Source organism: Xenorhabdus griffiniae, assembly GCF_015163655.1.
Lineage (GTDB): Bacteria > Pseudomonadota > Gammaproteobacteria > Enterobacterales > Enterobacteriaceae > Xenorhabdus > Xenorhabdus griffiniae.
On sequence record NZ_JADEUF010000008.1, the window covers coordinates 19755 to 42077 of the forward strand.

21 protein-coding genes are annotated in these 22323 nt (G+C 44.6%); 10 read left to right on the forward strand and 11 right to left on the reverse strand.

Annotated features, from left to right (window positions below):
* Positions 1 to 24: 24 nt before the first annotated feature.
* From secD to pgpA, 8 genes are all read left to right on the forward strand, one after another.
* The gene (gene secD / locus IQ211_RS02885; RefSeq protein WP_189758892.1) at positions 25 to 1872 is read left to right on the forward strand and encodes a protein translocase subunit SecD; all 1848 of its coding nucleotides are present in this window, start codon (positions 25 to 27) and stop codon (positions 1870 to 1872) included.
* A gap of 10 nt (positions 1873 to 1882) precedes the next feature.
* Positions 1883 to 2851: a protein translocase subunit SecF gene (gene secF / locus IQ211_RS02890; protein ID WP_189758893.1), complete on the forward strand. Its 969-nt coding sequence runs from the start codon at positions 1883 to 1885 to the stop codon at positions 2849 to 2851.
* Between the two features lie 122 nt (positions 2852 to 2973).
* On the forward strand, positions 2974 to 3423 hold the full coding sequence (nrdR, locus tag IQ211_RS02895; RefSeq protein WP_189758894.1) for a transcriptional regulator NrdR: 450 nt from the start codon (positions 2974 to 2976) through the stop codon (positions 3421 to 3423).
* Positions 3424 to 3466: 43 nt separating this feature from the next.
* Positions 3467 to 4573, forward strand: coding sequence for a bifunctional diaminohydroxyphosphoribosylaminopyrimidine deaminase/5-amino-6-(5-phosphoribosylamino)uracil reductase RibD (ribD, locus tag IQ211_RS02900; protein ID WP_189758895.1), 1107 nt, complete (start codon positions 3467 to 3469; stop codon positions 4571 to 4573).
* Between the two features lie 87 nt (positions 4574 to 4660).
* A complete protein-coding gene (gene ribH / locus IQ211_RS02905; protein ID WP_189758896.1) occupies positions 4661 to 5131 on the forward strand; it encodes a 6,7-dimethyl-8-ribityllumazine synthase in 471 nt (156 codons plus the stop codon).
* A gap of 29 nt (positions 5132 to 5160) precedes the next feature.
* A complete protein-coding gene (gene nusB / locus IQ211_RS02910; protein ID WP_047766861.1) occupies positions 5161 to 5577 on the forward strand; it encodes a transcription antitermination factor NusB in 417 nt (138 codons plus the stop codon).
* Positions 5578 to 5678: 101 nt separating this feature from the next.
* Positions 5679 to 6725 carry a thiamine-phosphate kinase gene (gene thiL, locus IQ211_RS02915; protein WP_189758897.1) on the forward strand — a complete coding sequence of 349 codons (1047 nt, stop codon included), beginning with the start codon at positions 5679 to 5681 and terminating at the stop codon, positions 6723 to 6725.
* Positions 6718 to 7218 (forward strand): phosphatidylglycerophosphatase A, encoded by a 501-nt coding sequence (gene pgpA, locus IQ211_RS02920; protein WP_189758898.1) that lies wholly within the window; start codon positions 6718 to 6720, stop codon positions 7216 to 7218. Before thiL ends, pgpA begins: the two co-directional genes overlap by 8 nt.
* A 93-nt stretch (positions 7219 to 7311) precedes the next feature.
* Here the strand turns inward: pgpA and pcp are convergent, their stop codons facing one another.
* The 9 genes from pcp to xseB form a co-directional block, all read right to left on the reverse strand.
* Positions 7312 to 7959 (reverse strand): pyroglutamyl-peptidase I, encoded by a 648-nt coding sequence (pcp, locus tag IQ211_RS02925; protein WP_189758922.1) that lies wholly within the window; start codon positions 7957 to 7959, stop codon positions 7312 to 7314.
* Between the two features lie 35 nt (positions 7960 to 7994).
* Positions 7995 to 9014: a DUF979 domain-containing protein gene (locus tag IQ211_RS02930; RefSeq protein ID WP_189758923.1), complete on the reverse strand. Its 1020-nt coding sequence runs from the start codon at positions 9012 to 9014 to the stop codon at positions 7995 to 7997.
* Positions 9011 to 9739: a DUF969 domain-containing protein gene (locus IQ211_RS02935; protein ID WP_189758899.1), complete on the reverse strand. Its 729-nt coding sequence runs from the start codon at positions 9737 to 9739 to the stop codon at positions 9011 to 9013. Before IQ211_RS02935 ends, IQ211_RS02930 begins: the two co-directional genes overlap by 4 nt.
* 434 nt (positions 9740 to 10173) lie before the next feature.
* Positions 10174 to 11400 carry an MFS transporter gene (locus tag IQ211_RS02940; protein WP_189758900.1) on the reverse strand — a complete coding sequence of 409 codons (1227 nt, stop codon included), beginning with the start codon at positions 11398 to 11400 and terminating at the stop codon, positions 10174 to 10176.
* Between the two features lie 17 nt (positions 11401 to 11417).
* Positions 11418 to 13505 carry a 2OG-Fe dioxygenase family protein gene (locus IQ211_RS02950; protein ID WP_223281627.1) on the reverse strand — a complete coding sequence of 696 codons (2088 nt, stop codon included), beginning with the start codon at positions 13503 to 13505 and terminating at the stop codon, positions 11418 to 11420.
* 53 nt (positions 13506 to 13558) lie between these two features.
* Positions 13559 to 14728, reverse strand: coding sequence for a KamA family radical SAM protein (locus IQ211_RS02955; protein ID WP_189758901.1), 1170 nt, complete (start codon positions 14726 to 14728; stop codon positions 13559 to 13561).
* Positions 14729 to 15208: 480 nt separating this feature from the next.
* A complete protein-coding gene (dxs, locus tag IQ211_RS02960) occupies positions 15209 to 17074 on the reverse strand; it encodes a 1-deoxy-D-xylulose-5-phosphate synthase (protein WP_189758902.1) in 1866 nt (621 codons plus the stop codon).
* Between the two features lie 109 nt (positions 17075 to 17183).
* A complete protein-coding gene (gene ispA, locus IQ211_RS02965; protein WP_189758903.1) occupies positions 17184 to 18116 on the reverse strand; it encodes a (2E,6E)-farnesyl diphosphate synthase in 933 nt (310 codons plus the stop codon).
* 4 nt (positions 18117 to 18120) lie between these two features.
* Positions 18121 to 18378: an exodeoxyribonuclease VII small subunit gene (gene xseB, locus IQ211_RS02970; RefSeq protein WP_189758904.1), complete on the reverse strand. Its 258-nt coding sequence runs from the start codon at positions 18376 to 18378 to the stop codon at positions 18121 to 18123.
* A gap of 254 nt (positions 18379 to 18632) precedes the next feature.
* Here xseB and thiI point away from each other — a divergent pair, with 254 nt between their 5' ends.
* Positions 18633 to 20081, forward strand: a complete 1449-nt coding sequence (gene thiI / locus IQ211_RS02975; RefSeq protein ID WP_189758905.1) for a tRNA uracil 4-sulfurtransferase ThiI — start codon at positions 18633 to 18635, stop codon at positions 20079 to 20081.
* 89 nt (positions 20082 to 20170) lie between these two features.
* Here the strand turns inward: thiI and yajL are convergent, their stop codons facing one another.
* Together yajL and panE are read right to left on the reverse strand one after the other, a co-directional pair.
* Entirely contained in the window at positions 20171 to 20767 is a 597-nt protein-coding gene (gene yajL / locus IQ211_RS02980; protein WP_189758906.1) for a protein deglycase YajL, read from the reverse strand.
* Positions 20730 to 21641 (reverse strand): 2-dehydropantoate 2-reductase, encoded by a 912-nt coding sequence (panE, locus tag IQ211_RS02985; protein ID WP_189758907.1) that lies wholly within the window; start codon positions 21639 to 21641, stop codon positions 20730 to 20732. Before panE ends, yajL begins: the two co-directional genes overlap by 38 nt.
* 125 nt (positions 21642 to 21766) lie before the next feature.
* On the opposite strand from panE, the gene IQ211_RS02990 reads away from it, so the two are divergent.
* Positions 21767 to 22258, forward strand: coding sequence for a YajQ family cyclic di-GMP-binding protein (locus IQ211_RS02990; RefSeq protein WP_189758908.1), 492 nt, complete (start codon positions 21767 to 21769; stop codon positions 22256 to 22258).
* Positions 22259 to 22323: the final 65 nt, after the last annotated feature.

The window sequence follows — 22323 nt, forward strand, 5'->3', positions numbered from 1 at the left end:
CGATTTTTCCCGAAGGGAACTGCCGTGTTGAACCGTTATCCTTTGTGGAAGTATCTGATGCTGATCGCTGCGATCCTCATCGGTTTGCTTTATGCACTTCCCAACCTTTATGGTGAGGATCCGGCTGTACAAATCACTGGCGCGCGAGGTATTGCCGCCAGTGAAAAAACGCTGGACCAAGTCCGTAATGTTTTAGAAAAAGATCAAATCAAGAGCAAGTCTATTGCATTGGAAAATGGCGCAATCCTTGCTCGTTTCAGTAGCACTGATGTGCAGCTCCGTGCGCGTGAAGCGTTGGTTTCTGCACTGGGTGAACAGTATGTTGTGGCATTGAACCTCGCGCCTGCAACGCCTGTCTGGTTAAGAGCAGTCGGCGCTGAGCCGATGAAACTGGGGCTTGACCTGCGTGGTGGTGTTCATTTCTTGATGGAAGTGGATATGGAAACCGCGCTGGGTAAATTGCAGGAACAGAATATTGATGGCCTGCGCTCTGAACTGCGTGAGCAAGGCATCCCTTATTCAACTATCCGCAAAACGGATAATTATGGCGTCGAAGTTCGTTTCCGCGATAACGATGCACGCTCTAAAGCGGAAAGTTATCTTGAACCTCGTCACCGTGATTTGGTGTTCTCTAATGAAGCCAACAGCACGCTGAAAGTGGTGATGAGTGATGAGCGTCTGCGTGAAGCTCGTTCTTATGCAGTGCAGCAGAACATCACTATCTTGCGTAATCGTGTCAACCAATTGGGCGTTGCAGAACCTCTGGTTCAACGCCAAGGCGCAGATCGCATTGTGGTTGAACTGCCTGGTATTCAGGATACTGCCCGCGCAAAAGAAATTCTTGGGGCAACCGCAACACTGGAATTCCGTCTGGTCAATACCAATGTTGACCAAAATGTTGTGCAATATGGCCGTATTCCGGCTGATTCAGAAGTGAAATATACCCGTGATGGTAATCCGGTTGTACTGTACAAGCGCGTTATCCTGACGGGTGACCATATCACCGATTCGACTTCCAGTGCTGATGAGAATGGTTATCCACAGGTGAATATTTCCCTGGATAGCGCTGGCGGCACAGCCATGTCTAATTTCACCAAAGATAATCTGCACAAGCCAATGGCAACGTTGTTTGTGGAATATAAGGACAGCGGCAAGAAAGATGCCAACGGTCGTGCGATTTTGGTTAAGCAAGAAGAAGTTATCAACATTGCTACGATTCAGTCACGCCTGGGTAACAGTTTCCGTATTACCGGCATTAGTAATCCGACAGAAGCTCGTCAGTTATCACTGTTACTGCGGGCAGGGGCGTTGATTGCCCCCATCCAGATTGTAGAAGAGCGTACGATTGGGCCAACTCTGGGTTTGCAGAATATTGAGCAGGGCCTTGAAGCGTGTTTGTGGGGGCTGATTGCTTCTGTCGTCTTTATGGTGATTTACTACCGCAAGTTTGGCCTGATTGCGAGTTCTGCGTTGCTGGCTAACCTGGTGCTGATCGTCGGTATTATGTCCCTGTTGCCGGGAGCGACTCTGACCATGCCGGGGATTGCGGGTATCGTCTTAACGCTTGCCGTCGCCGTGGATGCGAACGTATTGATCAACGAACGTATCAAAGAAGAATTGCGTAATGGCCGTACGGTACAGCAGGCAATTCACGAAGGCTATAAAGGAGCGTTCTCCAGTATCATCGATGCAAACCTGACTACGCTGATTACGGCTATTATTTTGTATGCAGTGGGTACTGGCTCTATCAAGGGCTTCGCGATCACCACCAGTATTGGTGTGGCGACTTCAATGTTCACTGCTATTGTGGGAACACGTGCAATCGTGAACTTGCTGTATGGTGGCAAGCGTATCAATAAGTTGTCAATTTAAGGAGCACGTTGTGGCACAGGATTATACTGTTGAACAATTAAACTATGGGCGTAAAGTTATCGACTTTATGCGCTGGGACAACGTTGCCTTTGGGATTTCGTTCCTGCTGTTGATCGCTTCCATCGTTATGATAAGCACTCGTGGTTTTAACTGGGGGCTTGATTTTACCGGTGGTACGGTCATTGAGGTGAAGCTGAGTCAACCTGCGGATTTGGACAAGATGCGTGCGAGCCTGAGCCAGAATGGTTTTGCTGATCCTCTTTTGCAAAATTTTGGCAGCAGCCGTGATGTTATGGTTCGTATGCCACCTGTGGCTGGTAATGCAGGGCAAGAGCTTGGCAATAAGATTATCTCGGTGATTAACCAGGATATTGATAAAGATGCCAAGGTTAAACGTGTCGAATTCGTTGGCCCCAGTGTCGGGAATGAACTGGCACAAACCGGAGCGATGGCATTACTGGTTGCACTGATCTGTATCCTGATTTATGTCGGTTTCCGCTTTGAGTGGCGTCTGGCATTAGGGGCAGTTATTGCACTGGCGCATGACGTGATTATTACATTGGGTATTCTGTCGTTGTTCCACATCGAAATTGACCTGACTATTGTTGCGTCATTGATGTCCGTTATCGGTTATTCATTGAACGACAGCATCGTAGTGTCGGATCGTATCCGTGAGAACTTCCGTAAGATACGCCGTGGTACGTCGTATGAAATCACCAATATTTCCCTGACTCAGACTCTAAGCCGTACCATCATGACTTCCGCAACTACGTTGTTGGTTGTATTGATGCTGTATATTTTCGGTGGCGAAATGCTGAAGGGGTTCTCACTGGTCATGTTAATCGGTGTTTCTATCGGTACAATCTCTTCTATCTATGTTGCTTCTGCCCTGGCTTTGAAATTGGGTATGAAGCGTGACCACCTGATCCAGCAGAAAGTTGAGAAAGAAGGGGCAGATCAGCCCTCCATTCTTCCTTAATTATTTTGCATGATCGAGCATTGATATCGCTTAAACACCCTGTGAGTACTTACTGACAGGGTGTTTTTCGTCATCACTTCAAGGTAAACTGTTATCCCTTCGGTTAACTGTCAGGAAACGATATGCATTGCCCATTTTGCGCAGCCGTTGATACTAAAGTTATTGATTCCCGTCTGGTAGGGGATGGCTCACAAGTGCGCCGTCGCCGTCAGTGCCTGGAATGTCATGAACGCTTCACGACGTTTGAAGTTGCAGAGCTGGTAATGCCACGAGTCATTAAAAGTGATGATATTCGAGAGCCTTTCGACGAAGAAAAATTGCGTCGTGGAATGCAGAAAGCACTGGAAAAACGTCCTGTCAGCTCTGATGATGTAGAAATGGCAATCAGTCACATTAAATCACAGGTACGGGCTACAGGAGAACGTGAAATTCCGTCCAAAATGATCGGAAACTTTGTCATGGATGCGCTGAAGAAACTTGATAAAGTGGCCTATATCCGTTTTGCGTCTGTTTATCGCAGCTTTGAAGATGTTCGCGAATTCGGTGAAGAGATTGCCAGATTACAAGATTAAACGCTGTTACTCTTACTAAAAACCAGAACACTGATTAAACGCTATGACACTTGATGAAATATATATGTCCAGAGCGCTGGAACTGGCGTATCAGGGGCGTTTTACAACATCCCCAAATCCGAATGTAGGTTGCGTCATCGTTAAGGATGAGCAGGTAATCGGGGAGGGTTTTCATTTACGAGCGGGCGAACCTCACGCAGAAGTTTACGCTCTGCGTATGGCCGGTGAAAAAGCGAAAGGCGCTACGGCTTATGTTACCCTTGAACCATGCAGCCATCACGGTAAAACGCCCCCTTGTGCTGATGCTTTAATTGCCGCAGGTTTAAGCCGTGTTGTGGTAGCGATGCAAGATCCCAATCCTCAAGTTGCCGGGCGTGGTTTGTATAAATTGCAGCAGTCCGGAATTGCAGTTGAACATGGTTTAATGATGGAACAGGCGGAAACCTTGAATAAGGGATTTCTTAAACGTATGCGTACAGGATTTCCATACCTGCAATTGAAATTGGGCGCATCATTGGATGGTCGAACTGCGTTGGCATCAGGGGAAAGCAAGTGGATTACCTCACCGGAAGCCCGCCAGGATGTACAGAAACTACGGGCGCAGTGCAGTGCCATTTTGAGTTCCAGCGCAACGGTACTGGCAGATGATCCTTCCCTGACTGTCCGTTGGAATGAACTGGATGCTGAAACCCAAGCGGTTTATCCGCAAGAATGGCTTCGCCAACCAATCCGTATCATTACAGATAGCCAAAACCGTGTAACTCCACAGCATCAAGTTGTCCAGCAATCAGGGGAATGTTGGTTAGCTCGTACTAAGCAAGATCAGCAAAAATGGCCTGATAATACCGAACAGATTTTATTGCCAGAACATGGTGTTGGTGTTGATTTAGTGTTGCTGATGATGCAACTTGGAAAGCGTCAGGTAAATTCTGTGTGGGCGGAGTGTGGCCCTGCTTTGGCTGGAGCTTTGTTGTCGTTAGGGTTGGTCGATGAATTGATCCTGTATATCGCGCCTAAAATATTGGGAAATAGTGCCCGTGGATTGTTCGATATCCCTGAATTGCAAAAATTATCGGATGCTCCTGAATTTACTCTGTTTGATGTTCAACAGATTGGTCCTGATGTGCGTCTTCGCTTACGGCCGTGTTAAGTGTTTTGATTTTGGGATAGCCCTAAATCAAAAATAATGTGATAAGATCCGCGCCCCTGCGGATATGAATAAAGTATAAGGAAGGCTATGAACGTAATCAAAGGTGTTGTTGCAGCTCCTGAAGCCCGCATTGCCATTGCAGTTGCCCGCTTTAACAACTTCATTAATGACAGCCTGCTGGAAGGGGCCGTTGATGCGTTAGAACGCATCGGCCAGGTTTCTTCAGACAATATCACCGTAGTATGGGTACCGGGTGCTTATGAACTGCCATTGACGGTCAAAGCGTTGGCTGAGTCCCAAAAATATGATGCGGTTATCGCTTTAGGTACTGTTATCCGTGGCGGAACAGCCCATTTCGAATATGTTGCCGGCGAATGTAGTTCAGGCTTGTCCAGTGTGGCAATGTCAAGCAACATTCCTGTTACATTGGGTGTTCTGACAACAGAAAATATTGAACAGGCGATTGAACGCGCTGGAACTAAAGCGGGTAACAAAGGTGCGGAAGCTGCCTTGACCGCGTTGGAAATGATCAATGTAATCAAAGCCATTAAAGGCTGAATTTTTTAGTTTTAATTAAGGGGAATTTTGTGAAACCTGCTGCTCGTCGTCGTGCTCGTGAGTGTGCTGTTCAGGCAATTTATTCATGGCAATTATCCAAAAACAGCATTGCTGATGTTGAATTGCAGTTTCTGTCAGAGCAGGACGTAACCGGTGTTGATGTCACCTATTTTCGTGAATTGCTGTCCGGGGTAGCAGTCAATGCTACAAAATTGGATGCCTTGATGGCGCCTTATCTTTCCCGCCAGCTCGAAGAGTTAGGTCAGGTAGAAAAAGCCATCTTGCGCGTTGCGATGTTTGAACTAAGCTTTCGTGATGATGTCCCCTACAAAGTGGCTATTAATGAAGGTATCGAACTGGCAAAAACGTTTGGTGCTGAAGATAGCCATAAATTCGTGAATGGGGTGTTGGATAAAGCTGGCCCAGCAGCACGTAAGAAAAAGTGATTGCTTGCCAGGAGTTCCCCATTATAACTCAATGATTTTACACATGAGGCCGGAAATCCGGCCTCATGTGCTCATTGTTGGTCACTTTTTGGAATTCTATTATGGCATGTGGTGAATTTGACCTCATTGCACGTTACTTCAATCGCCCTCTTAGCCGCCGACGTGATGTAAGCCTAGGGATTGGTGATGATTGTGCACTGATGACCGTTGCGGATAAGCAAGAATTAGCGGTAACAACGGATACGCTGGTGGCTGGTGTCCATTTCCTCCCTGATATCTCACCAGAAGATTTGGCTTATAAAGCACTGGCTGTCAATATCAGTGACTTGGCCGCCGTTGGGGCAGATCCTGCCTGGGCATCGTTGGCGTTAACGTTGCCTGACGTCAATGAGGATTGGTTAAAACGATTTAGTGATAGCCTGTTTGAACAACTGAACTATTACGGTATGCAGTTGATTGGGGGAGATACAACAAAAGGCCCCATGAGTTTGACGCTAACCGTACATGGACTGGTGCCGGCTGGCAGGGCGTTACGTCGTGCTGGTGCGAAGAACGGTGATTGGATTTATGTCACCGGAACACTGGGTGATAGTGCCGCAGGGCTTGCCTTGTTGCAAGAGCATCTGACCGTGGAAGATCCTGCTATCCACCATTGGTTGGTTAAGCGCCATCTCCGTCCACAACCACGCGTTTTACAAGGACAGGCGCTGCGTGATCTGGCTTCTTCCGCGATTGATCTGTCGGATGGGTTGATTTCTGATCTCAACCATATTCTGACAGCCAGTCAATGCGGTGCGCGTATTAATCTGGATGCACTGCCGTATTCGGAAGCGATGCAGCAATATATTCCCGCTGAGCAGGCGTTGAAATGGGCGCTGAGTGGTGGAGAAGATTATGAGTTGTGTTTCACAGTACCTGAGCTTAACCGTGGTGCGTTAAATATGGCATTGGCCCATTCAGGGGCAAGTTTCTGCTGTATTGGGCAAATCAGACCTGAATCAGAAGGCATCCGCTATTTTAACAATAACGAAGAAATTGAGCTGGATCTGAACGGCTTTGACCACTTTAAAACGGATGAAAAACCGGTCGTACCTTGTCCGGCTGCACACCAGGAAGAAAACGATCAAACGGAGGGAACGCATGGATGACGCAAAACGCCACTTAAAAATGAGTAATCCGTGGCATTTATTAGCTACGGGATTTGGTAGTGGCTTATCGCCGATTATTCCGGGCACAATGGGTTCAGTGGCAGCGATCCCTTTCTGGTTACTGTTGGCGCAGCTACCGACATGGGGAATCTGGTTGGTTATTGTGTTGGGAACCGTCATTGGCTGTGTGATTTGCCAGAAAGCTGCCGATGCCATGAATGTGGAAGATCCTGGTTGTGTCGTTTGGGATGAATTCATCGGAATGTGGATCACACTGATGGCGATCCCTGTACTCAACTGGCAATGGGTTTTGGTTGGCTTTGTGGTATTCCGCATTTTTGATATGTGGAAACCGTGGCCGATCCGCTGGTTTGACCGCTATGTGAAAGGTGGTGTTGGCATCATGCTGGATGACATTATCGCGGCAATCTTTGCGGTTGTTGTCATCTGGTTACTGAATTTCTACCAACTATTACCTCTCTATACGCATTAAACTTCAAGTTGCAATTTACAACACGATATCACACGCATCTTGAAGTTAGATTGGTATAAATTAAATAGCCACTGAATCCCAGTGGCTATCTTTTCAGCTTGTTGTTCCGCCAGTGATGGTCATGTCTTTTTCATGCTTCAATGTTGACTCAATAGCGATTTTCAAGGCTGTTGTCATCATTTCTACAGCCATACTTGGCGCACCAGAATGTTTTGTTGCCTGTTCAGGCAAATAAGGGACATGGATAAAGCCACCCCGCACAGCAGGAAACCGTTGGTTCAAATAATGCAGCAAACCGTACATAACATGATTGCAGACGAAGGTTCCCGCAGTTTGGGAGACTTTGGCGGGAATTCCTGCATTATTTAATTCATTAGCAATAGCCTTAATGGGCAAGGTAGAAAAATAAGCCGTAGGACCACCGGCAATGACAAGGGTATCAATGGGTTGTTGGCCTGCATTATCAGGAATACGGGCATCGTTAACATTGATTGCGACACGTTCCACGCTGATATGTGGCCTGTTTCCAGCTTCCCCAACTGAAATCACTACTTCTGGTTTGACGCGTCCAATTGCCGCATAGAGCTGTTCCAGAGAAGTATCGAAAACGCAAGGCAGTTGGCGAACTTCAATATTTGCTCCCGCGATTTGACATCCCTGCAATGGCCTAACGGCTTCCCATGATGAATTGATAGTTTCACTATCGAAAGGCTCGAAAGCAGTGACGAGAATGGTTTTTATGGAAGTAGCTTTCATAACGGTTCATTGTTGTTATTTTATAAGAAGAGTAGAAAATAGAGCAGGAATACATTGGTAAGTAGTAAGGCACATCCTGTAGGGATTTGTGCTTTGATAACGGCATTGCGGTCAGGCAATTCTAACAGGGCAACAGGGACGAGATTAAAATTTGCCGCCATGGGTGTCATCAACGTACCGCAATAGCCGGAGAACATACCAATGGCAGCCATAACGGCAGGATTGCCGCCGTGCTGTAAGATCAAAATGGGAATGCCAATACCGGCAGTAACGATGGGAAAAGCCGCGAAAGCATTTCCCATAACCATGGTCAGCAGAGCCATACCAAATACGTACGCTATCACGGCGATAAAACGATTATCGACAGCGACATAACTTTCGGTCAGGTGGGAAATTACCGTGCCGATACCGGCAGTCGTAAACAGCAATCCGAGCGTAGCCAGAAGTTGTGGCAGGATGAAGACGCAACCAATGGAGTCCAGCAGACGGCGAGTCTCCTGTATTGACTGTGTTATGACATCACGGCTTATGCGTAATGCTATAACCAATCCTAGCAGGCAGCCGAGAGTAATTGAAAAGAGAGTCACCAGCGTTGAATGATTTCCCTCACCAAAGACGGCTTGTTGTAAGCCTGGAATGTGGTCAAACATCAACACACCAATCATGGTGACAACGGGGATCAGTAGGACGGGAAAAAATAGTTGATTGCCAAGACGATCAGCGCTTTCCCGCTGTTGTTTTGGGGTACGTTGATGATAATTTCCCAGCTGAACTCCACCAAATCCTGCCAATAGTGCCATAAGAATGACCAGCACACCGATACTAATATAGGCAATTCTTTGGGCTTGGGCTTCATCGCTGATCCAGACAGCTACTATATGATGACTCCATTTCCCCACCAGAAAGATCAAACCGTAAAGCGCCCAGAATAGACCGGTAGTTAAACGGCGGGGATTTGCTTTATCATGCCATGACATGATAGCGACAGCCAGCAAGAGCACTCCTGCCAGTACGTAGAGATACTGTAATTGAAACATTATTTCTCCTCCTTGCTGTGCAGTTTGGTGTGATTCAAGGCATTCAGTTCGTTGGCAATACGATAATCAAGGCGATATAACCGAACTGAATGGATGAGAAAAGCACAAATGGCAGTAGGGATCCCCCAGAGAGCGATATGCAGTGGTTCGGTGTGAATACCCCCTGATTCCAGCATGAAATTGTGCATAAAGATAATTGCCCCGAAGGCGACAAAAATATCTTCCCCAAAGAATAGACCGGTATTATCCGTTGCTGCGGACATCGCGCGAATGCGATGACGAACTGAATCTGGCAACTCACCATATTGATTTTCAGCCGCCCCTTCTGCCATCGGAGCTAAGAGGGGACGAACCATTTGCGGGTGTCCGCCTAAACTGGTTAAACCTAATGCGGCAGAGATTTCTCGTATAAACAGATAGACAATCAATAAACGTCCAGTGGTCGCCATTTTGATATGAGCAATGGATTTCTGAGCCTGTTCTTTTAGACCGTGCCTTTCTAATAGGCCAATGATAACTAAAGGAAACAGAAGAGTCAGGGTTAAATTTAGGGTACTAATAAACCCTGAACCTAGCTTCTCCAAAATATCGGTTATCGGCATGTGAGCAGCCAATCCCGTAACAAGGCCAGCGACGGTGACGACCAGAACCGGATTAAATCTGATGACAAAACCGATGATGATGACGGCGATCCCGATTAGGGGCCAGAAGTTGATGGTTTGCTGCATATTTTATTCCCCATGAATAAATGCATTGTTGTTTTATTGTGGGTTTAGGTTGTGTTTATTGTTAATTTATTGTTTTCATATTGTTGAACAACAAATAAACTTCGATTAACAAATAAGCAAATAAAATTCGCAATGGATTGCAAAAGTGGAATGTAGATCACTTCTTGGATGAAAAAGCGTTTATTGGATGAGAAGATTTTGCTAATCGGATTGGAAACCAAAAGGGATAAAAGCGATATCTGATACCAGACGGGTGTTAAATATCGGCACTAACGTGGTTACTATACCAATCTGACTTCAAGATACGTGTGATGTCTCCCCCGCGGAGCGGGGAGACATCAAGTTTCATAGCGTGTTGTAAATTGCAACTTGAAGTTTAATGCGTATATAACTATTGTGCTTTTAAAAAATACTGATTATGTAATTTGCAATAGTTATATTTTGCTTGTAGTAAAACGCCGTACCCACAACAAGACCATTACTAATACCGTCAGTGGCAAGCCGTGAAATATTAGAATGACAATGGAAGGTGGTAGCCAGACATAGAAAGGGGCGACCAGCAACATTCCTATCCCAAAGCCCGTCATTTGTAACAGAGTCAGTAAACTGAAAATTGGCAAACGTAAATTTTCCGGTTCACTTTGTGCCCGTGATATTAGGCTCACTTCCGCGATCCCGTCACCTATTCCTGCCCAGATTGCGAATAGCAGTAGCCAGAATACACTGCTTTGTTGGAAAGTGAGGATAAACCCAGTCGACATCAGAGCGACACCGATAAAGAATAGTTTCTCCATCTTCAACAGATTGCGGCTACGCAGCCGGTAACTAGCCAATCGCGCGCCTCCGAACTTTCCTATCGCCCATGTTGCCAGCAGTAATCCCATCGTGGTACTGGCGTTATCGGGGGTAAGCAGTTTTGAAATGATGGGAAAACCGACGTTATGGGCAGCGCTACCCAATGTATCTGCCAGACTGAGAAATAGCATACCTGCCAGCATGGGCGCACCGCGCAACCCGTGGCGCAATTCACGCCACTCGTTACCCAGTTCTCTTGATATTTTCAGCTCTGGCAAGGAGAGAAAACGAAGGGGCATAATCAGGATCGCCGCCAGCAGATAAGTCATGATATTGACGGTAAATACTATTTCATAACCACTACTTGCGACCAAAAGTCCCGATACAAGGCTGCCAAATACGGCTCCTGTGGCAGCGACAGAGGTAAGCCAGGAATTAGTTGATATACGTTGGGAAGCATGAACCCAATATGGCAGTTGACTGTTTAATCCGATAGCAAACATTGAATTACCTAAGCCAATGCCGAAGGCGATCACCGGTAAGATCAGTAGCTGCTGTGATGCGGGGATCAACAATAATAGGGACAGTAAAATGACACGTACCAGATCAAAAAAAACCAGCGGCCATCTGCCTGTAAATCGTCTGAAAAAAGGGGTTCCGATCAAGCTGGCAATGATACCGCCAGCAACACGACAGGCAAGAAAAATACTGACGTGCATGACGCTATTACTGAGCAGATAAACATAAGTGGAGAGGGCCACCATATTCAGGAATGCACCAAAATCGGAGACGAACCGAGCACTGACGATCAATAAGGCATTAAGGCTAGAACAACGCAAACCCAAACTATTTTCCTGGCTTGGCATGATTATTCGCTCACTTATTATTTAGGCAATTGTCGGAAAGTTACCAGCAATAGATCTCGAAATGCTGCATTTGTAGAAGATACTTGTCGAACACTGCTTGCCCGATGATAAAGTCGTTTATCATTTATTGCGAGTGTTTCAAGAAAATGCTCCATTGCGGTGTGTAGCAAGGGCGGAGCTTCATGGGCGGTTGCGTGAACTTCGGAAATCACCGGCTCTGTATTGTGGCTTTGGATAAAGTGCATAAAAATCCAATGCTGACCATCCTGATGAATCCCGGAGGTTGTCGGACTGTCTTTACCGGCTTGCGCTTTTACCCGAAATTGGTGAATATCAATCGCATAGTGATGCTTTTTCGTTAATTGGTCACCTAAAATCGCTATATCTGTTGCAAGGATATGCTGCATGATGGGATGAGTAATAAAGGTTTCTTTAACATAGCTGAGTTGATTGGAACCTTTTTTGTACTCAATGTCATAGGTAACGGATGAATGATATTCATTGTCCCGATTTAGTTGAAGTGGATTCTCTTCATCAGGGTGGTAATAATAGCGCAGGATACGTCTTTCCCTATGGGTATAGTCTTTAAAATTTTGATCTAAAACCAATTCATTCCAATAATCTTTAAAGGTTTTTATTTCTTCTGAATCACGGGAAATAAGTTCACTGAAATGTGGAATATGGCAATAGTGCTCATTCATCAAACGTGCCGATATATTTGCAATTTGCATATCCTGACTACTTTTTGGTGTTGGGTTAATAATGGGATAAACGTGTTCTAACATTTCCTGGTGTAATGAGTAGGCATCGGACGCATCGTCTACTTTTGCCCAGCACCTGAGCAAGTAATGTTCTTCAGTTTCTGCGTTGATATAGTAATCAGTGGGTTGGGAAATACACTCGATCACGTTTGGATGGTTTTTCATGTGTTCGATGTTTTTAATACCCCGAAAGTGCCCGCTCTTGTCTGGGTACATAGCTAACATCGAATAATGCTGTTTAGCCGCTGTAGCCCGTTGTTGGGCGAGGCTTATCTGTGTATCAATGTCTTGTCCCTGCAAGAGAATGGAGAGATATAGCTGGTATGGATCGAGCCCTGCGATATCACGGAAGGATGAATTTACAAAGAGTCCACCAAGGCGTGGATTAATTTCAATCACTATCGGGCCATCTTTGGTCATACGAAATTCAAGATGAGCAATGGCATAGTTCAATCCAACGGCTTGTATGCAGGCTCTGGCATAGTCCCTAATCTGTTCCTGCTCAACAGGAGAAAATGATACAGGGGGACAAATCAGCAAGTTTTCCAGTACGGTGTTTTCTTTTTCTGTCAGGATCAATTTTTCATTGATCAGCACCGGATGTATTTTGTTCTGGCTGATAACACATTCGACAGTGCCTTCCACGCCATCAAGGTACTCTTCCAATAGCAGGCTTTTGCCCGGTATGTTGATATGTTTCTCACCCGCTAAAGTGAAACACTCCTGTTTATTTCCCATAAAATCGATATAAATCGAGTGGTCATAGTGGGTTGTAAATGCGTGATAATGTGCTTTAAGTTCAGACCAATCACGGCATTTTTTGATGAAGACTGAAGCTGCCCCAAATGGAGGTTTTGCAATTAAGGGATAACCAATTATTTTAGCTTGTGAATAGAGTTCCTCTTCGGTATGGCACAAGGCATGGTGTATTGATCTGACGCCATATTTTTGTAGTGCCTGGCGCATTAAGAACTTGTTGTTACAGGTTGCAATCGCAGAAGCAGACGTATTTGGCAAGCCAATATTGCGACAAACTTCTGCAACAATGCAGCCAACTTGGCCGTAAGTAGACGCATGGCCTGCATAACACAAAATACCTCGTAATCTATAGGTTTGTTGCAAAATGGCGACAAGATCCTGTAAGGCATCTTGTGTCAGTGACTCTAAGTAAAAAACATCATCGCTATCTATATAAAGACGCTCTGTGTGCTGGCGTCCTTTCAGCGCTGCCGTTAGGCAACTCATTCCCATTTTTTTTGCTGCAGTGAAATGGGCTTCACGATATTTATAGCGCGGAATTTGGGCATCATCGATATCAACAAACAAAATCGCATTTGGTTTCATTTGGCATCCTTGAAATAAATAGGTTTTATCATTCGCTGAAAATAATAAGTAAATTAATTATCTAGCCATTCACATTGTTCTTGTTGCCAGTTGATAAATCGGTAATAACGTTTGCCGTTTATGGATTCAAAATAAGGTATTTCTTCCGGATTAGTGAATAAAGGCACGGTGAATTTGCCTTTCATATGTGGCAGAACATATTCCGGTAAAGCGATATTGGAAACTCGACGCTTGAGTTTACTCATGATAGCAATGGCATCATGGATTGAGGCTTTGTATTCTGAGGAGCCGGGAGAGAAAGGCATAAAATGGTAGAGATAGTAAGGTTTAATCCCTATGCGATATAAATCGATAAACAGTTTATGGAGGATTTCTTCTTTGTCATTGATGCCGCGTAGGAAGGGCATATTGGAAAAAACAATCGGTACGACACTCTGGATGCGGCGCACGGCAGACTGAAATTCTTCACTTAACTCAAGTGGATGACAGATATGGACACCAAAGGCGTTAACACGGTGTTTTTTCAGTGTTTCGATTAACGCATTGGTAATACGGTAGGGATTGAATGTCAGAGCCCTGGAATGAACGCGGATTAACAGGTCTTCTCTGATTTCTCTGATAGCAGACAGCGATTCATCCAATTTGTTATCTGTCAGCATCAAGGGATCGCCACCGCTCAGAATGACCTCTTCCACAGAGGGGGTATTTTTGATGTATTCAAGGGATTGTTGGAAGGAAGTTCGGCCAGCGTTTGATTTACCTGAATCAACTTTCAATGTTCTTAGAGCTTCAAAGCAAAATTGACAGTAGGAGTTACAGGCATTAACCATGCGCAAGATCACCCGATTGTCATATTTATGCTGGCAGATGGGAGTTTTCATTTCATTATTAAGTTCCCAATTTTCAGATTCCCCATCATAGCCATTGGACTGCTCTTCACGCCAAAATGGAACCACTTGTCGCCAAAGTGGGTTTGTCGTGATATCGCCTGATTGGTTGGTGGCTAATATCCGGCGGAGATAATAGGGAGTTATTTGTATTTTTTGGCCTTGCAAATTTTGCTGAATACGTTGAGTTATTTCCTCACTCCATCCACCACAGGCGATACGTAAAGATTTTTCATCACGTAATGCGTTTTTTTGTTGCCAACGCCAATCAGTCCAGTTTTCATTAAAGTCATAAAGGCGTTGTTGTGAATTAGATATGGTATTGATATTATCCATCATTATTCCTTAATATTTATTAGTCTTATTTGATGTTTTTTATTACTTTTTATTTTTTATTGCTATCGTAAGCAAAGAAAATAACCATTTAAATAGCATGGGTATCACAGTATTTGTATTGAGTCAAATTGATATGCTTAATTTGAGATATAGGAAATAATCTTTGGCTATTGATAAATAGGTTTTCATAATACTGAGAATATCATTTTGAAACACTATTTATATCAAATATTAATGGTCGCTTTCTGAAATTATAAAAGATGAGTTGATAAAAAATAATATATTGGTAATGGGGAATATTAAGGGAGATAAGAATTGAAATATACCAATCTAATTTCAAGATACATGTGATTTTTCCCGCGAAGCGGGGAGAAATCACGTTTCATATAACGTTGTAAATTGCAACTTGAAGTTTAATTCGTATAGAAATTAAAATGGATGAATATTTAATAAAAACATTCACCCATTATTTATTAGCGATTATTCAGCCAGATATTTTTCGATATTATTTTGAATACCTGCCGCATCCAGCCCTAAATCAGCATGAAGCTCTTGTTGTGTTCCTTGTGGTATAAAGTTATCGGGTAACCCCAGATTTAATACAGGAACTGACAATTTTTTCTGCATCACTAATTCGTTAACACCACTGCCTGCACCACCCATGATGGCATTTTCTTCCAAAGTCACCAGCAACTCGTGGCTGGCTGCCATTTCCTGCACCAGCTCTTTATCCAGCGGTTTGACGAAACGCATATCCACAACAGTTGCATTCAGATTTTCAGCCGCTTGCAGCGCATAGTCTAATAATGTGCCAAAGTTAAGGATCGCAACGCGCTCTCCTTGACGACGGATGACGCCCTTGCCGATTGGCAATGTTTCCAAAGGCTGGAGTTCAGCACCTGTCCCTGTACCGCGAGGATAACGAACAGCAGCAGGGCCTGCTTGATAATGATAGCCAGTATGCAGCATCTGGCGGCATTCGTTTTCATCGCTGGGTGCCATAATTACCATATTCGGGATGCAGCGCAGGAAAGAAAGATCAAAAGCACCTTGATGGGTTTGACCATCTGCACCGACAATGCCGCCACGGTCGATAGCGAACAAGACAGGTAAGTTTTGGATGGCGACATCGTGGATCACCTGATCATAAGCGCGTTGCAGGAAGGTCGAATAAATGGCAACGATAGGTTTGTAGCCGCCAATAGCCAGACCTGCGGCAAAAGTGACAGAATGCTGCTCGGCAATCGCGACATCAAAATATTGTTCAGGATATTCGCGGGAAAAGCGCACCATACCGGAACCTTCCCGCATGGCAGGGGTAATCGCCATCAGTTTTTTATCATGCGCGGCTTCTTCGCACAGCCAGTCACCGAAGATCTTGGAAAATGTCGGGCGAGTCTCTGCACTTTTCGGCAAAGAACCCGTTGAAGGATCAAATTTGGGGACAGCATGCCAGCTGATAGGATCTTTTTCCGCTGGTGCATAACCACGGCCTTTTTTAGTCATGATATGCAGGAATTGTGGCCCTTTCAGGTCGCGCATGTTTTTCAAAGTTTGGGTTAGCGCCAGTACGTCATGACCATCAACAGGCCCGATATAGTTGAACCCAAGTTCTTCAAACAGCGTTCCGGGAACAACCATGCCTTTCAGATGTTCTTCCGTTTTTTTCAACAACTCTTTGATAGGCGGCAGGTTGGAAAAAACTTTTTTGCCGCCTTCACGCAGGGTTGTATACAGTTTGCCTGACAGAATCTGTGCCAGATGGTTATTCAATGCTCCCACATTTTCAGAGATAGACATTTCATTGTCATTGAGAATAACCAGCATGTCGGGATCGATATCGCCGGCATGGTTCATCGCTTCAAAAGCCATGCCCGCAGTAATGGCGCCATCCCCAATGACGCATACCGTTTTGCGGCCTTTGCCTTCGTGTTCGGCAGCAATAGCCATACCTAAGCCAGCGCTGATTGATGTGGATGAATGGCCGACGCATAAAGTGTCGTACTCACTTTCTTCTCGCCAGGGGAAGGGGTGAAGGCCATTTTTTTGCCGAATGGTATTAATGCGATCACGACGTCCAGTTAAAATTTTGTGTGGGTAGGCCTGATGACCAACATCCCAGACTAAATTGTCAAAAGGAGTTTTATAAACATAGTGAAGTGCGACGGTTAATTCGATAGCGCCAAGGCCGGAAGCAAAGTGACCACTGGAGCGGCTGACACTGTTCAGCAAAAATTGACGCAGTTCATCGCATAACTTTGGCAAGGTTTCTTTGGGTAGCAGGCGAAGCTCTTCTGGAGTTTCAGCCAATGCCAATGTTGGATATTTCGCTATATCAATGCTCATGCTATGCCTGTGTAAAATGCTATATCCGTTAGAAGTTGAATATTAAGAACCCTGTTATTATCAGTGTGTAATTTCTGGGTTCACCCCGTAAGGCGCTTTACCGGTTTTTTTAGCTGTTTCTCTCAATGATAAAACCAGCCAATTTCTTCAAGGTTGCAGTGTTATATGACCGTTTTTCCAGCTCTGTAAGGGCGGCGAGTGCTTCTTCATACAGATCTCTGGCTTTTTGTTGGGCTTGCTCTAAACCCAATAATGCGGGGTAAGTATTTTTACCGAGTTGTTGATCATTGCCCTGACGCTTACCAATAACTTCAGTATTGCCAATGACATCCAAAATATCGTCATGTACCTGAAATGCCAGGCCGATGGCTTGGGCATATTGCTCCAGCAAAGGCAGCACTTCGCGGCCACGTTGTCCCGCACTATAAGCGCCCAATCGGACGGCTGAACGTATTAATGCGCCTGTTTTATGTTGGTGGATCTGTTCCAGTGAAGCAAGATCGATCTGCTTACCTTCAGCTTCCAAATCCAGTGATTGTCCACCACACATGCCGGCAAAGCCACTGGCACTTGCCAGTTCAGCGATCATAGCAAGGCGATCAGATAAGGTCACATTGGGCATATCCTGTTTTGCCAGGATCTCAAAAGCCAGAGATTGTAAGGCATCACCGGCTAAAATAGCCTGACTTTCACCAAATTTGATATGACAAGTAGGCTGCCCACGACGTAAATCGTCGTTATCCATTGCGGGTAAATCATCGTGGATCAATGAATAGGCATGAATGCACTCTATCGCGATGGCTGCGGCATCAAGACTCGTTTTAGGGAGGCCAAATATTTCTCCCACGCTGTAAACTAAAAATGGACGTAGCCGTTTTCCACCCAGTACAGCACCATATTGCATTGCTGTACCTAATGGGCTGTTTAAAAAGGGCAATGAAGAAAATATTGCCATCAGTTTGGCATTAATGTGTTGCTGACAAGCACTCAGCCTTTCTTCAAAAGATTGCTCTTCAAAAAGAGCCTTATATTGTTCAGACATAAATTTACTCAGCGTCGGACGAAAATTCATCAAGAGGCGATTGTGCATCATGGTTTAGTAAAATTTGCACTCGTTGCTCCGCCTGTTGAAGCGTTTTCTGTCCTTGTCTTGCAAGTTGAATACCACGTTCAAATTCATTCAACGCATCTTCTAATGGGAGTTCCCCGGATTCCAGCCGAATAACAATTTCCTCTAACTCTTTAAGAGAGGTTTCGAATGCTGGCATTTGTTCGGTTGCTGATGTTTGATTTGCTTTAGGCATAATGACTTAACATATGGTTATTTAACGAATTACAGCAAAGCAAGTTCGTGACAGAATTGCTGAGTACCCTACTACACCGAGAAAAATAAATCATGTGTTACCACTATTTTTTTATAGTCGGTTTTTGCAGTCGATTTTTTACAGGTGATAAGCCAGATGGTGTTATACTCTGCGCCCTATCCAACTGAACACTTAAGAACAATCATTGATGTTGTTGATGATAGTTCAACATTGAATGACTACTATATCTTATTATGAAGTTTATCATTAAATTATTCCCAGAAATTACGATTAAGAGCCAGACCGTCCGGTTGCGCTTTATTAAAATTCTTGCCAGCAATATCCGCAATGTGTTGAAAACCTTCGGAGAAGGCATTGCTGTGGTTCGCCATTGGGATAATATCGAAGTTCGGGTTAAAGATGATAACCTCGGTGCGGAAATTTGTGACGCACTGACACGTATTCCAGGTATTCACCATATCCTGCAAGTAGAAGAACGAGATTTTCGTGATCTGCATCATATCTTTGAACAAACCTACGAAACTTACTGTCATTTACTGCAGGGTAAAACATTTTGTGTTCGCGTAAAGCGCCGTGGTAAACACAGTTTTACATCCAATGAAGTTGAACGCTATGTTGGTGGCGGCTTGAACCAGCATATTGAATCAGCCAAGGTGAAATTGACCAAACCTGATGTCACCGTGAATCTGGAAATTGATCAGGATAAGCTGATTCTGGTTAAAGCCCGTCATGAAGGGATTGGCGGCTTTCCTATCGGTACGCAGGAAGATGTTCTGTCATTGATTTCCGGTGGATTTGATTCCGGTGTTTCCAGCTATATGCTGATGCGTCGTGGCTGCCGTGTGCACTACTGTTTCTTTAATCTCGGTGGTGCAGCCCATGAAATTGGCGTAAAGCAGGTTGCCCATTATTTGTGGAACCGATTTGGCAGTTCGCATAAAGTCCGTTTCGTTGCTGTCAATTTTGAACCTGTCGTGGCTGAAATTCTGGAAAAAGTTGATGACGGGCAGATGGGGGTTGTGCTGAAAAGAATGATGGTCAGAGCGGCTTCCAGGGTTGCAGAACGCTATGGAGTACAGGCGATTGTAACCGGTGAGGCTCTGGGGCAGGTGTCTAGCCAGACTTTGACTAACTTAAGGTTGATTGACAATGTTTCAGATACGTTGATCCTACGTCCTCTGATTTCCCATGATAAAGAACACATTATTAAGCTAGCCCGTCAGATTGGCACCGAAGATTTTGCCCGCACTATGCCGGAATTTTGTGGGGTTATCTCAAAAAGTCCAACAGTGAAAGCCGTTAAAGCCAAAATTGAAGCAGAAGAAAGCAATTTTGACTTCGAGATCTTAGAACGTGTGGTTAGTGAAGCCCAGAATCTGGATATCCGCCAAATAGCAGAGCAATCCAGTGAGCAAGTGGTGGAAGTGGAAATGGTATCTGCATTTTCCTCTAATGATGTGTTATTGGATATCCGTTCTCCTGATGAGCAGGATAACCGTCCGTTAAATATAGAGGGTATTGAAATTCAATCATTGCCTTTCTATAAACTGGGCACCCAGTTTGGGGATCTGCCGAAAGAAAAAACTTATCTGCTTTATTGTGAGCGTGGTGTGATGAGCCGTTTACAGGCGCTTTATCTGCGTGAACAAGGTTTCGGTAATGTGAAGGTGTATCGGCCTTAATTTATTCTGAAAGCACAAGGCTGCTTATGGAATTGATTCCGATAGGCAGCCTATGTTGTATCTTCTTCCCTCTTTATAGGATGGGGTAATTACTGGATGTTTTGGTAATTATTAATGCCGGGGGGTAAGATAAGTTGTGCAGCAACTTCTGCGGCTTTTTCTTTTCCTTTCAACAATTCAATCAGTTTCAAGGCGAAGTCAAAAGCAGTAGCAGGCCCTTGGCTGGTCAGTAAATTAACCCTTTCGTCAAAATAAACCCGCTTATCAATCCATTTTTCTGGTGCAATCTTATCCTGCATACTGGGATAGCCAGTCATATTGCCGACAGGGAAAAGTTGATGATATTCCAATACGATCGCTGGAGAAGCACAGATTGCCGCAATGATTTTTCCCTGACTTTGGGCGGTTCGAATTTTTTCTACTACTAGTAAGCTGTCACGAAAACATTCTGCACCTTTTATGCCCCCCGGCAGAATGATGGCGTCAAAATCTTCGTCAACGACATTAACCAAGGGAGCATCAGCAAGGATTTTGACACCGCGTGAGCAGGTTAAGGTGAGGGAACCATCGGATTCCGTACTGGCTACGGTAACCTTAACGCCTGCCCGAACAAGTAAATCAATTGTCGTGACAGCTTCGGTTTCTTCACTACCGTGGGCGAGACAAATAAGGGCTGAGACGCTCATATTCTTCCTCCTTGCGTTTAATATATTGATAAACAGAAATATTTTCTGTAATTGGTACACCGTGAACACGGGCTCGACGCATTAAAAAACCGGTGATGTAGTCTATTTCTGTATGTCGCTGTGCCCGTATATCTTGCAGCATGGATGAATAATTTTCAGCGGTTTGTTCAATGACGTTCATGACATAATCAATCAATGTTTGTTTGGCTGTATGAATATTGTCATGTTTCATAACCTGGTAAATTTCGCCACATAATGCCTGAATTTGTGCCTGGTGATGTCGTAAGTCACCATTCTTACAGTCATAGATGACGGAGAGGGGATTAATGACACAGTTGACAGCAAGTTTCATCCAACTGATAGCATGTATTTCATTGTGCCATGCTACATCGGGCAGGGCGCTGTGTAAAACATCAGCCAGATTGCTGAGTTTGGTGGCATTAGCTGTTATGGCACCAATGTGAGTTATCCCCTGTGATTTATGGTGCACAATGCCATTTTTTCGATAAGCTCCATGCGTAGTGACGCCAAGTAAAATGGGGTTGGGCAGAGGCGCGAATTCTTCCTGGGTTCCCATTCCATTATGCAATAACAGGATGGGGCAATGAGGAGACAGTTTGTCAGCAAGGTGATTGATTGCGTCAGAAACTTGCCACGCTTTTAGACAGACGAGGAGTAACTTGCTTTCAGCAAGATGTTTTTCGTCGTTGGCCGGAAATTGTTGATTAAAAGCCTGACCATTAAAGTTTTCGATCTGGACGGAAATAACAGACTGTGGAACCCTTAGCCATCCCTGAACACTATGATTCTGTTGTGATAAAGCAGCAAGCCACAGTTTACCTATAGCACCACAGCCAAGAACGGTTATTTTCATATTTCTTCCTGATCTGGAAATAGGATAATTGCAAAAAGAGCGTAGGGCTTCCGAGTATAGAGCTTTTGCCAATAATGGAAAGCGGTTATCATGCCGATTTATTGATTAGCTGGAGGTGACGGGTAATGCCATCATTTGATATTGTTTCTGAAGTTGATATGCAAGAAGTGCGTAATGCAGTAGAAAACGCACAGCGTGAGTTAAGCAATCGTTGGGATTTTCGTAACGTTCCTGCGAGTTTTGAATTAAACGAAAAGAATGAATCGATCAAAATTGCCAGCGAATCTGATTTTCAGGTGAACCAACTCGTCGATATTCTGCGTGAAAAGTTCGCCAAACGCGGAATTGATGGTTCTGTAATTAATATTCCTGAAAATATGGTTCATAGCGGTAAAACGTATAGTGTAGAAGCAACCTTGTTGCAAGGTATCGATACGCCGTTAGCGAAAAAGATCGTGAAGCTGATTAAAGACAGTAAGCTGAAGGTACAGGCCCAAATTCAGGGTGAGCAAGTGCGGGTAACCGGTAAGGCGCGCGATGATTTGCAAAGTGTTATGGCATTGGTTCGTGGTGCAGAATTAGGGCAGCCTTTCCAGTTTACTAATTTCCGCGATTAATTTCCGTCGTTATCACTATACGCATTAAACTTCAAGTTGCAATTTACAACACGATATGAAACCTG

What these genes read in the sequence shown, in the direction of transcription:
- yajL (WP_189758906.1), bottom strand. Translation starts at nt 20,767, where the DNA reads ATGAGCGTCTCAGCCCTTATTTGTCTCGCCCACGGTAGTGAAGAAACC.
- IQ211_RS02940 (WP_189758900.1), bottom strand. Translation starts at nt 11,400, where the DNA reads ATGCCAAGCCAGGAAAATAGTTTGGGTTTGCGTTGTTCTAGCCTTAAT.
- nrdR (WP_189758894.1), top strand. Translation starts at nt 2,974, where the DNA reads ATGCATTGCCCATTTTGCGCAGCCGTTGATACTAAAGTTATTGATTCC.
- ribD (WP_189758895.1), top strand. Translation starts at nt 3,467, where the DNA reads ATGACACTTGATGAAATATATATGTCCAGAGCGCTGGAACTGGCGTAT.
- xseB (WP_189758904.1), bottom strand. Translation starts at nt 18,378, where the DNA reads ATGCCTAAAGCAAATCAAACATCAGCAACCGAACAAATGCCAGCATTC.
- dxs (WP_189758902.1), bottom strand. Translation starts at nt 17,074, where the DNA reads ATGAGCATTGATATAGCGAAATATCCAACATTGGCATTGGCTGAAACT.
- panE (WP_189758907.1), bottom strand. Translation starts at nt 21,641, where the DNA reads ATGAAAATAACCGTTCTTGGCTGTGGTGCTATAGGTAAACTGTGGCTT.
- ispA (WP_189758903.1), bottom strand. Translation starts at nt 18,116, where the DNA reads ATGTCTGAACAATATAAGGCTCTTTTTGAAGAGCAATCTTTTGAAGAA.
- IQ211_RS02935 (WP_189758899.1), bottom strand. Translation starts at nt 9,739, where the DNA reads ATGCAGCAAACCATCAACTTCTGGCCCCTAATCGGGATCGCCGTCATC.
- ribH (WP_189758896.1), top strand. Translation starts at nt 4,661, where the DNA reads ATGAACGTAATCAAAGGTGTTGTTGCAGCTCCTGAAGCCCGCATTGCC.
- thiI (WP_189758905.1), top strand. Translation starts at nt 18,633, where the DNA reads ATGAAGTTTATCATTAAATTATTCCCAGAAATTACGATTAAGAGCCAG.
- IQ211_RS02950 (WP_223281627.1), bottom strand. Translation starts at nt 13,505, where the DNA reads ATGAAACCAAATGCGATTTTGTTTGTTGATATCGATGATGCCCAAATT.
- IQ211_RS02955 (WP_189758901.1), bottom strand. Translation starts at nt 14,728, where the DNA reads ATGGATAATATCAATACCATATCTAATTCACAACAACGCCTTTATGAC.
- IQ211_RS02990 (WP_189758908.1), top strand. Translation starts at nt 21,767, where the DNA reads ATGCCATCATTTGATATTGTTTCTGAAGTTGATATGCAAGAAGTGCGT.
- thiL (WP_189758897.1), top strand. Translation starts at nt 5,679, where the DNA reads ATGGCATGTGGTGAATTTGACCTCATTGCACGTTACTTCAATCGCCCT.
- pgpA (WP_189758898.1), top strand. Translation starts at nt 6,718, where the DNA reads ATGGATGACGCAAAACGCCACTTAAAAATGAGTAATCCGTGGCATTTA.